Here is a 9,903-nt window from a genome sequence, read left to right as displayed (position 1 = left end):
GCCGCCGGAATAAAAGATGAACGCAATACGCCATTGTTTCGCAGCTTGAGTTGTCGCGGCACTGCTATCACTGACAGGGCGGTTGACCGCAAGAACGTTTTTCATATGATCCACCGAAAAATTAAAAAAACAGGGCTGCCCAAGGAAATTGGTTGCCATAGCTTTAGAGGCACCGGCATTACCAACTTCCTGCAACATGGTGGAGATATTGAGACGGCGGCCAGGATTGCGGGACATGCTTCAACCCGCACCACACAGCTTTATGATCGGCGTCACGATATTGTTAATCAGGGAGAGATTGAGCGGATTAGATTTTAAGAGAGGCTGGAGACTACCATTCAAGCAAAGACTGTACGCCATTGACGATCGTAACACCCACTTCTTTACAAACCTGACGAACAAATTGTGCGTATGTGTTCACGTATTTTTCACGTAGAAGGGAACTGTACATATTCATACAGAATTATGACACAAGCTGAATTCATGTTGACCAACCTATTGATAAATATCATGTATTATAAATAACGACCCGCTGCATGAGAATTTGATTTTAATTCCATAAAATGCAACAATACGTATTTAATACGTATTGAGAGTATGATGAAGAAATTAACTATCACAGTAGATGATGAAGTATACAAAGGCTTACATGCGCGAATAGGACGTGGCAATATCAGCCGCTTCCTGAATGATATGGCACGTCCGCACGTTGTCGCTGACGATATTGAAGCGGGTTATATGGCTATGGCTGCCGATGAGGAGCGTGAACAGGAAGCGCTTGTATGGGCTGAACAAAGCATAGCTGATTTAACCCATGACGAAACATAGCATCATCATTCCTAAAAGGGGAGAAATCTGGTGGATCAATTTTGATCCCTCAATCGGTGGTGAAATTAAAAAAACCCGCCCGGCAGTAATCGTTAGCAATAACGTTGCAAACAAAGTGCTAAACCGTATTCAGGTCATTCCTCTTACGAGTATTGTCAAAAACGTCTATCCTGCCGAATGTTTGATAATCATTCAGAACAAACACAGTAAGGCAATGGCCGATCAGCTTACCACCATAAGCAAATTACGTCTTTCTACCAGAATAGGGACTGTTACCGCTCATGAAATGGATGAAATCGCGCGTATTATACGGTTACAACTCGGCATGTGATAACAGGTAGTATGGAAATAAATCCTATCGCAGATTTGAAGAATTGGAGGATGTGTGATGGAATGGTTTGTTGTAATTGCTCTTATCGCCCTTGTTGGTGCATTGCTACTGGTTGCAAAAGAAGTTGCTTCTCACGATCGCTCTTGATCGCCAATTCATCAATGGTAGTTATTAATCATAAAGTTATCGTCATAAATCAAATTGCTTATAATTTTACAATAGGTAAAGTCGGTCTGCCACATTTCATTGACACGTAACGTTGGATGATGAAACGTGTCCGCTGCTTCCATTAGAATGTAGGCCGGACTAGTGATCAGATCATGGACTTTCAATAGCCGGTATACCGTCGATTCAGATACGAAACTGGACTGCTCATCGGTATAAGTGACTGCCAGTTCCCGTGGTGATAATTCAGGCCTTTCCAACGCAAGTTCAATGATTGCTGCCTGTTGATCTTCAGGAAGTTTGTTCCATACTAATCCAGGAGAAGGCTTGCGGTCTTCCAAACCATCTACACCGCATTCATGATAACGCTTCAACCAGCCATAGAAAGTAGATTTTCGAATGCCCAACCGAAGTAGCGTCAGTCGGACTGAGAGGTCGGATTGTTCGACAAGGCGGATGATCTCAAGCTTCTCGTATGCAGAGTATCTCATATACCATCCTCCATCCCCGATCACGCTTTTTTTAAGCAGGCGGTTTTCCATTAACAACTCGGCCAGGGTTTCCTTCATGGTAGCGCTCTCAGCACGCAGGTTCTTGACTTCGTCTGAAGTTGCTTCACGGACAGTATCACCAGCTAACCTCTTTTTTCCTGCTTCCAAAAATTCCTTTGACCAACGGTAATAGACATTGGTATTGAGGCCTTCTCGGCGACACAACTCTGCAATGCTGTCTTCACCACGAAGACCTTCCAATACGATGCGAATCTTTTCTTCAGCAGAATAGTGGCGACGGGTTGCGCGACGAATATCACGAACTGTTTTCTCAGCGCTGTGTTTTTGATTGGCTTTTTTTGTCATCATCGTTCCTCTCTCATTAGTAGTAACGATGAACTAAAACCGTCTCTTAGGCAATCAGACTATTCTGTCCAACTTGTGCTGACGGGATGCATCTTCACAAATTGCTTCTGCTTCTGCTTCTGCCATGTCATGCCTGTTGATCTTTACATATGGCTTGACTGACTGATGTACAGTATGTCCAAATCCACCTAACTTTCTCGCCCAATGGAAAGAACTACCGCATGCTTCCATGTCAATCAAACAGGACTCTAAATTGGCGAAAAACTTTGTCATGCTTGTGCTTTTATAAGCATCCAAATGCCAATACTTATGAATCCGATGCCTGCAAGATATTGTAGGTGCTTTGTGCTGATATACTGAGAAATTATATCTCCAGCGAGCACTCCAATACCCGAAGCTACGATTAATGCGAGCGAGGCGCCAAGAAAGACTGTGAACTTGCTAACATCTTTGTCTGCTGCAAACAGCATTGTGGCAAGTTGGGTCTTATCACCAAGCTCTGCGATGAATACAACGGCAAAAACCGTTAAAAATACTTTGTATTCCAATACCTTGATTCTCCCGTGTTCTTTTTATTCTGTACTGATAACCTTAACTGCATTATAGAGATTAATTGGACAAATATCTTAATACAATGCTGTTAGGAAGCTTTCACTCGGTAGGCGTCAACATACTTTCCGCCTGAACACATGATAATTTAAGCAGCTTTCTTTTCTTCAATTATCGGTAATTGTTCGTCATCGGATCAAGTCTTACTCCAGATTCGTTCGTCCAGTTTTTGATTCCGCCTGGTTTGCTATAAGTAGCGGAGCAAAAATGTACCAAATTCAGTGTATTCGTGATACAGCAAATAACAGTCAAAATACTTTTCTCTTAGAAGATTAAAACAAATTTTGTAGATACTAAATTTACTTTTTCGTGCTGATCACGGAACGTGCTGTGAAAGAACCTTTACAATAGGGAAAAGGATGACTTTTAGTGTGTCAACAGAAGCTATGTCTATGATAACGAGTTCAGGAGATACCTTTAATATGCTGCCTAGTCGGCAACATAATAATTCATGGGTTGCTACTGTAATATACGAAATAAATGATTCAATTTAATGGCCTGGTCAAGTAAATCCGGACACCCCAGTTAAGCAACTTTTTTCATATTTTCCTTTTCTGCCTCATATTGATTTGGGCTTTTGTATCCCAGGTATGAATGCAACCGATAGCTGTTGTAAAACATGGTGATATATTGAAGCACGTCCTGCTGAGCTTCATAGCGGGTTTGATAGTTTCGCCACTGGACGCGCTCCTGTTTAAGGCTACCAAAGAAGCTTTCCACAACAGCATTGTCCCAGCAATCACCTTTTCTGCTCATACTACCGACAAATCCGTGTGCTTTCAGAAGTCGTCGGTAATTTTTACTCGCATATTGTGATCCGCGATCCGAATGTACAATTAACCCACTTGGTGGCCGCCGTTGCCACATCGCCATTCGCAATGCATCACAAACCACATTTGCCTTCATCCGCGAACTCATGCTCCAGCCAACCACCTTCCTGGAAAATAGGTCGATTACAACCGCCAAATACAGCCAGCCTTGTTGTGTCCAAAGGTACGTTATATCGCCAGCATAAACCTGGTCCGGGCTTGCCACATCAAACTGCCGATTCAACTGATTCTCAAACACTGGCTGCTTGTGGTTACTGTTCGTTGTCACCTTATACTTCTTGCGGTATCTCACCCGCACACCTGCTTCCTTCATCAGGCTTCGCGCTTTCCAACGACCAACCGGATGGCTCAACGCATTCAATGCCTTTTCCATCCTGCGGCTACCGTAAGTAAAATTACTGGATTTCGCTATTTCTCTAACCACATCAATCAGTTCCTCGTGCGCGGAATCATCTGACCGGTTAACTTTGCGTAGTACATATTCATAGTAGGCACTACGGCCCACACCCAATAGCCGGCACATTACGCCAACCGGGTAGGTCTTCTTCTTTCGGGTGATAAACGAATACTTTACTTCGTTTCTTTCGCGAAGAAGACCGTCGCCTCCTTTAAAATTTGCCTCTCCAGTTTAAGCTGCTTGATTTCCGCCTTCAGACGTCGAATCTCTTCCTGCTCTGGCGTCAACTTGCCGTTACCTCTGAATGACTGTCCATTATCATCTGCTTGATGCTCTTTGATCCAGCGACCCAGCATATTAGCCCTAATTTCCAGGCTGCGCGCCGCTTCAGCTATCGCATAACCCTGATCCAAAACCAAGCTGATCGCATCTAGCTTAAATTCCTTCGAATACTGCTTTCTTATTGCCATCTTCAACCTCCTGTTAAGATTATTATCTCTTAACTAGGTTGTCCGGGTTTATTAAACCACGTCATAAGGGTACTGTGCATATTCGTCCGTAAATATACGGCTAACCCGGTTTTGAACGTAAAAAGAGCTGGTGCACACTATTAAATGATCACAAGAAGGAAACGACAAAAACAGACGACTCAATCTAAGTTTACTGAAAAAGAGAATGTCAAACCAAAATGACAGCACTCATGAGGAATTCCTTTCGACGGTAGCGTCGTCCGATGTTTCGTTGAACAAGCGGCACGGTAACCACCACAAGTAGAACACCATTCCGAACAACTCGACCAGCGACTGGAATACGATCACTATCACAGTGAACTCCCAGCCTGCCGGTAAAGCAAGCGCGAATGGCAGAACCACGAAAGAATTGCGCGTGCCGAGACTGAAGGCTAACGTGCGTCCGATATCCATTGGCAGTCGTAGTGCCCGTGTGAGCAAGCGTGCCAGCAACGCGGCTACCAACAGATAGCCCACGAATACCGGCAGCACCTTCAGCAATATCGGCCCGGCATCGCGCACCAAGCCCACCTGTGCGCCAGCGACCAAGAGCACGACCACCGCCAACAGAGGCACAGGCCACCAACCCAGTCGTTCCCGCCAAACCACCCGTCTGGGTCTGGCATCGACCCAACGCTCGGTCAGCGCGGCTGCTACCAAAGGGATACCGATCAAGGCGAACGTAGTGGATAACATCTCTTCCGTACGCAGCACAGCACCGAAATCGGCTGCTGGAAATATTAGCCACAGATAAATCGGCAACAGCAGCAGTTGCACCACGAGGTTGAGTGGTGTGACCGCAGTGGCCAGGAGCGTGTTGCCTCGCCCGAGCTGGGTGAAGGTGATGAACCAGTCAGTGCAGGGTACCAGTAGCACCAGCAGCACGCCGAGGTGTAGGGCCGGGTCGTCGGGTAGCCACTTTAGCGCCAGCCAGACCACCAGTGGAATCAGCACGAAGTTGCCAGCCAGGATAGCGAGTACGAAGCGCCGGTCACGAAAGGCATCGCGCATATGCAGCAGCGGTACCTGCACGAAGGTGGTGTAGAGCAGCACCATCAAAACCGGCCACAGCAAGGCATCGAAGCGAGGCCCGAGCGAGGGTTGGAGGCTACCCAGCATCAGCCCTCCGGCAATAGCAGCGAGATAAATCCAAACCTGGCAGCGTTCGAGAGTCAGGCGATCCATCAGTCGCGTAACCGTGTTAGCCCGCACAACAGGAAAGCTCTTTCACGTTTTTGTTAAAAGTTTGGGCGCAGAGTTTAATGCCTTCTACCATGGTTAAATAAGGGAATAATTGTCCAGCTAACTTTTCTATGGTCATTTTGTTATGAATGGCCAACACAGCCGTCTGGATCATTTCGCTTGCCTCGGGTGCAAGTATCTGTGCACCTATTAAACGACCACTACCTTTTTCCATCACCAGTTTAACAAAACCTCGAGTTTCAAAGTTAGCGAGTGCTCGCGGTACATTTTCTAATGACAACAGGCGGGTATCGGTTTCAATATTATTTTGATTCGCTGCCGCTTCGGTTAAACCGACAGTGGCCATTTGTGGCTCGGTAAACATGACAGCAGGCATGGCGGATAAATCAATCGCTGCATCTCCTCCTGTCATATTGATAGCGGCACGAGTTCCTGCTGCTGCGGCAACATAAACAAACTGTGGTTGATTGGTACAGTCACCTGCGGCATAAATATGTTTAACGTTGGTTCGCATGTGATCATCAATGATGATAGCACTGCTTTTACTGACTTTAACACCCACTTGATCCAAAGCTAGACTTTGGGTGTTTGGTGATCGTCCAGTGGCGATCAATAATTGATCGCCTTCTAGAGTTTGTTCTTTCGTAGTTTTAATGCTGAATTTTCCCGAAGAATCCCGGTCTTTTGTATAAGCAATTACTTCTGCCTGCGTGTGCGTCAGAATGGTCATGCCTTCTGATTCCAGAATTTTATGCAGTTCTGAACCAATATCTGGATCTTCCCTGAACAAAATTGAGTTGCGAGCCAGCAAGGTGACTTTAGAACCCAGTCTCAAATAAGCTTGGGCAAGTTCCAGCGCGACGATAGAGGAGCCAATCACAATTAAATGCTCAGGCAGTTTTTCCGTCTCCAGTGCTTCCGTCGAGGTCCAATACGGTGTTCCGGCCAATCCTGGAATAGGCGGTATACTCGCTGAAGCGCCGGTTGCAATGAGAAAACGGTCGGCTATGATTCCGGTTTTGTCACCATGCTCCTGATCGACAATTAGCGTCCGGGCATTTTTAAACCGAGCAACCCCTTTGACCAGCGTGATGTTCGGATTGGCTTCTAAAATACTTTCATATTTAGCCGCCCTGAGCTCTTCAATCCGGGTTTGTTGTTGAGCCAAAAGTTGTTTGCGGTCTATCACTGGTTTATATTTTTTGATACCTTCAAAGGCATGATTTTTTTGCAAGTGAGCGATATACGCCGCGCGAATCATGATTTTAGACGGTACGCAGCCGATATTCACGCAGGTGCCGCCAATAATGGGATTGTATTCAATCAGTGTAACTCTGGCACCGTTTTCCACCGCCTTTATTGCACAGGCAAAAGCGCCTGAACCGGTGCCGATAATGGCAACATGCAGTGACTGGCTGTTTTTTGTAAAACCAGGTGATTTGTTATATTCAACCGTTTTTTTCTGATCCAGTTCGATCACTTGATAACCTTTATCTTCAATCTGCTTGATCAGTGATTTTAGACTGGCATTTCCTTTGACCGATAGAACCCCAATGCCTGTCGGATACGATACATTAATCTCAACTCCTTCCAGCGCATTCAATTTTTTCTCGATGTCATCAGTACAGCTTGGGCAGGTCATGCCGTCAATTTTCAGTTTTGCGGTCCACATAAGGGTTCCTTATATTATTCTGATTGACGTACAGTTGTCGGATATCCTGCATTGGCGGTGGCTTTGATCAAGGTTTCAGTTTTGGTTTTTTGTGGGTCAAAAATAATACGAGCTGTTTTACTACCAAAATCCACCTTAGCGCTCTGCACACCTTCAACGCCTTGCAGCACCTTTCTGACCGTGATGGTGCACATTGCACAGGTCATGTGCTGCACATCGAGTGTGACCGACTGACTGTTGTTTTGAATGGGTACCGGTGATTCAGCTTGAACAATCGGCATCGAAAAAATACCGATCATACAACAAACCAATAAGAATAGCGTTGTAGTCTTCATGTATATTCTCCTTATGCTATAAAATACGGGACATACCAGGGTAATGCCAGTAACAATAAAATCAATCCGGAACCGATCCAAAAGATCACTCGCTGTTTCTGTTTGACATCCGGTGAAGCACAGGCTTCTCCTTCTTCACACCTTTCCGGAATTAAATAGAGCTTACGATAACCTAAACCGATAAAAATCAGCGTGAGTATCAGAAAAAAAGGCCGCACTGTTTCCATGGAAGTTAAGGTGCTCATCCAGGCTCCGCCAATACCCAGTGATAAAAGCAATAGGGGACCGACACAACAGATCGATGCACCGATGGTGGCTAAAATAGTGCCAATACCCAACCAGTTTACTTCTTTAGGGGGGATTTGTTGTTTACTTGACATGATGGACCTCCTCAATCAAAAACAAATTGTTATTGTTTTTATCAACTAGATTACGGATAGTATTTGATTAGGAGCCTAAACTCTGTTCTATAGAACAGAGTCAAGAAGATTATTTATTTTCAGTGGTTAAAGCTGGACCATTGGTCAGTGAGTCGATCAGTGAACACTGTCTAGATGATTGATTCTTTAAGCAACCTTTAACCAGGCTATCCAATGCATGACGCAGAACCGTTAGGTCTTGCATTTGTTCGTCAATCTGTTCGCGCTTTTGTTCGGCTAATTTCCTGACATCTTCGCAATGGCCGCTGTCCAGTGCTAACAATTCAGCGATTTCTTTCAACGTAAAGCCCAATTGTTGTGCCCGTTTAATAAATCGTATTCTGGCAATCGCTTCAGCTGGATATTGACGATAACCGGTATCCGGCTTTAGTGGCTCATCCAACAACCCCTGGCGCTGATAATAACGAATAGTTTCAATGGTTACATTAGCTTGTTTGGCTAATTTACCTATTGTTAATTTCTTTTTCATTATTATTAACTCAATATACAAATTTTCATGTTATCCAATGATATATGGGAAATTGCATTATTGATTTCAGTAAAAGACTCTATTGCCCGCAAACACGGGCAAAGGTTATGATGAAGATGCTCTTTTGAGCGCATCATATAGAGTTGTCCGTTTTATACCGAATGTTCGACAGACAGATGCCTTACTAGTCCCAGAATTTAAAGCATCAGTGATTGCTTCAAGTTTTTCATCACTAATGATTTTTGGACGCCCACCAAGTCTTCCTCTCTTTTTAGCCGAGGCCAGACCAGCAAGGATGCGTTCTTTTGCCAGTGCTCGCTCATATTGAGCTAAAGCACCGAAAACACTAAACAGAAATTCTCCATGGGGAGTGGCAGTATCCATTTGTTCAGTCAGAGAACGAAACGCTACTTTTTTCTTCTGTAAGTCCGTCACGATTTTTAACAAGTGTGGCAACGACCTACCTAACCGATCCAATTTCCACACCACTAGACAGTCACCCGCACGAACATAATCGAGTGCTTGTTTTAATCCTACCCTGTCATCACGAGCACCACTGGCCTTATCTTCGAACAAGTGGCGAGGATCGACACCCACACTGATTAACGCATCCCGCTGCAAATCTGTTGATTGGCGATCATTGTCGCTGGATACCCGCATATAACCGACTAACATGTACGAAAAACCCTATTTATCAAGTTTCAGAACACACTTATAATACGACAGTGTTTTTCGTACATAATATGCCGGGTATTTGCTAGAGTGTAAAGCAAAAATCATGGGGTATCGTAAAACAGATGTTTTCTGAACATGCCGTTACTTGGAAGCCCATTAAGTGATATTGCCAAGTTAACTTTTTGTGGGGCACCAAACCCGGGAATTATCGTCTTTATGCTAACGTAATCTTATTCCAAGACGCAAAAGCACCTTGTCTCAAATCCAGATAGTTGCTAGCAGATACCAAGTGACGGCCAAGATTGAATAGATTGCTCACGGCGGCATGGATACTCAAGAATCGCTGGGTCTGTTCCATAGATTTGAACCGGCGCATGCCTCATTCTCTTACTCGGGTTGGCTGATGTGAAAGCTCGGCGCGATTGTTGGCATATATATCGACCACTTCGCCGTCTTGGTCAACTGCTCGCCACAAATAACGCTGTTTACCTTGAATCTTGACAAATACTTCATCAAGGAAGAATGTATCGCCGTATCCTTGATGTTGGCGTCTCAACCTCTTAGTATATACTGAACCAAACTT

12 protein-coding genes and 2 pseudogenes are annotated in these 9,903 nt (G+C 44.8%); 3 read left to right on the top strand and 11 right to left on the bottom strand.

The window, feature by feature from the left end:
- From C8R11_RS15460 to C8R11_RS15450, 3 genes are all read left to right on the top strand, one after another.
- A partial coding sequence (locus tag C8R11_RS15460; protein WP_146159129.1) for a tyrosine-type recombinase/integrase occupies positions 1 to 318 on the top strand: 318 nt, incomplete at its 5' end.
- Between the two features lie 282 nt (positions 319 to 600).
- Positions 601 to 828: a hypothetical protein gene (locus C8R11_RS15455; protein ID WP_219908634.1), complete on the top strand. Its 228-nt coding sequence runs from the start codon at positions 601 to 603 to the stop codon at positions 826 to 828.
- A complete protein-coding gene (locus C8R11_RS15450; protein WP_107796475.1) occupies positions 815 to 1,159 on the top strand; it encodes a type II toxin-antitoxin system PemK/MazF family toxin in 345 nt (114 codons plus the stop codon). Before C8R11_RS15455 ends, C8R11_RS15450 begins: the two co-directional genes overlap by 14 nt.
- A 206-nt stretch (positions 1,160 to 1,365) precedes the next feature.
- Here the strand turns inward: C8R11_RS15450 and C8R11_RS15445 are convergent.
- The 11 genes and pseudogenes from C8R11_RS15445 to C8R11_RS16575 form a co-directional block, all read right to left on the bottom strand.
- Positions 1,366 to 2,184: pseudogene (locus C8R11_RS15445) on the bottom strand (transposase); the annotation flags it as partial.
- Positions 2,185 to 2,262: 78 nt separating this feature from the next.
- Positions 2,263 to 2,454, bottom strand: a pseudogene (locus C8R11_RS15440) (IS110 family transposase); the annotation flags it as partial.
- Positions 2,451 to 2,729 carry a TMEM165/GDT1 family protein gene (locus C8R11_RS15435; protein ID WP_107796473.1) on the bottom strand — a complete coding sequence of 93 codons (279 nt, stop codon included), beginning with the start codon at positions 2,727 to 2,729 and terminating at the stop codon, positions 2,451 to 2,453. The pseudogene C8R11_RS15440 and the gene C8R11_RS15435, both read right to left, overlap by 4 nt.
- 586 nt (positions 2,730 to 3,315) lie before the next feature.
- Positions 3,316 to 4,487, bottom strand: a protein-coding gene (locus tag C8R11_RS15430) for an IS3 family transposase (RefSeq protein WP_244907728.1) whose coding sequence is annotated in 2 segments (ribosomal slippage) — positions 3,316 to 4,238 and positions 4,238 to 4,487 — 1,173 coding nt in all. Because the reading frame shifts where the segments join, the coding sequence is not laid out codon by codon here.
- A gap of 228 nt (positions 4,488 to 4,715) precedes the next feature.
- Positions 4,716 to 5,711 (bottom strand): arsenic resistance protein, encoded by a 996-nt coding sequence (locus C8R11_RS15425; RefSeq protein WP_107796472.1) that lies wholly within the window; start codon positions 5,709 to 5,711, stop codon positions 4,716 to 4,718.
- A 16-nt stretch (positions 5,712 to 5,727) separates the two neighbouring features.
- On the bottom strand, positions 5,728 to 7,401 hold the full coding sequence (gene merA, locus C8R11_RS15420; protein WP_107796471.1) for a mercury(II) reductase: 1,674 nt from the start codon (positions 7,399 to 7,401) through the stop codon (positions 5,728 to 5,730).
- 14 nt (positions 7,402 to 7,415) lie between these two features.
- Positions 7,416 to 7,736 carry a heavy-metal-associated domain-containing protein gene (locus tag C8R11_RS17240; protein ID WP_107796470.1) on the bottom strand — a complete coding sequence of 107 codons (321 nt, stop codon included), beginning with the start codon at positions 7,734 to 7,736 and terminating at the stop codon, positions 7,416 to 7,418.
- An 11-nt stretch (positions 7,737 to 7,747) separates the two neighbouring features.
- Positions 7,748 to 8,116: a mercuric transporter MerT family protein gene (locus tag C8R11_RS17235; protein WP_107796469.1), complete on the bottom strand. Its 369-nt coding sequence runs from the start codon at positions 8,114 to 8,116 to the stop codon at positions 7,748 to 7,750.
- 109 nt (positions 8,117 to 8,225) lie between these two features.
- A complete protein-coding gene (gene merR, locus C8R11_RS15405; protein WP_107796468.1) occupies positions 8,226 to 8,645 on the bottom strand; it encodes a mercury resistance transcriptional regulator MerR in 420 nt (139 codons plus the stop codon).
- Positions 8,646 to 8,750: 105 nt separating this feature from the next.
- The gene (locus tag C8R11_RS15400) at positions 8,751 to 9,320 is read right to left on the bottom strand and encodes a recombinase family protein (protein ID WP_107796467.1); all 570 of its coding nucleotides are present in this window, start codon (positions 9,318 to 9,320) and stop codon (positions 8,751 to 8,753) included.
- A 379-nt stretch (positions 9,321 to 9,699) separates the two neighbouring features.
- Positions 9,700 to 9,903, bottom strand: a 204-nt coding sequence (locus C8R11_RS16575) for a DDE-type integrase/transposase/recombinase (RefSeq protein ID WP_219908633.1), incomplete at its 5' end; no start/stop codon positions are given.

The sequence above is a fragment of the Nitrosomonas aestuarii genome (assembly GCF_003046585.1).
GTDB lineage: Bacteria > Pseudomonadota > Gammaproteobacteria > Burkholderiales > Nitrosomonadaceae > Nitrosomonas > Nitrosomonas aestuarii.
This window is presented reverse-complemented; position numbering and strand designations above follow the sequence as displayed.

Coding starts and splice junctions, on each gene's coding strand:
- C8R11_RS15455 (WP_219908634.1), top strand. CDS start 601: ATGAAGAAATTAACTATCACAGTAGATGATGAAGTATACAAAGGCTTA.
- C8R11_RS15450 (WP_107796475.1), top strand. CDS start 815: ATGACGAAACATAGCATCATCATTCCTAAAAGGGGAGAAATCTGGTGG.
- C8R11_RS15425 (WP_107796472.1), bottom strand. CDS start 5,711: ATGGATCGCCTGACTCTCGAACGCTGCCAGGTTTGGATTTATCTCGCT.
- merA (WP_107796471.1), bottom strand. CDS start 7,401: ATGTGGACCGCAAAACTGAAAATTGACGGCATGACCTGCCCAAGCTGT.
- C8R11_RS17240 (WP_107796470.1), bottom strand. CDS start 7,736: ATGAAGACTACAACGCTATTCTTATTGGTTTGTTGTATGATCGGTATT.
- C8R11_RS17235 (WP_107796469.1), bottom strand. CDS start 8,116: ATGTCAAGTAAACAACAAATCCCCCCTAAAGAAGTAAACTGGTTGGGT.
- merR (WP_107796468.1), bottom strand. CDS start 8,645: ATGAAAAAGAAATTAACAATAGGTAAATTAGCCAAACAAGCTAATGTA.
- C8R11_RS15400 (WP_107796467.1), bottom strand. CDS start 9,320: ATGTTAGTCGGTTATATGCGGGTATCCAGCGACAATGATCGCCAATCA.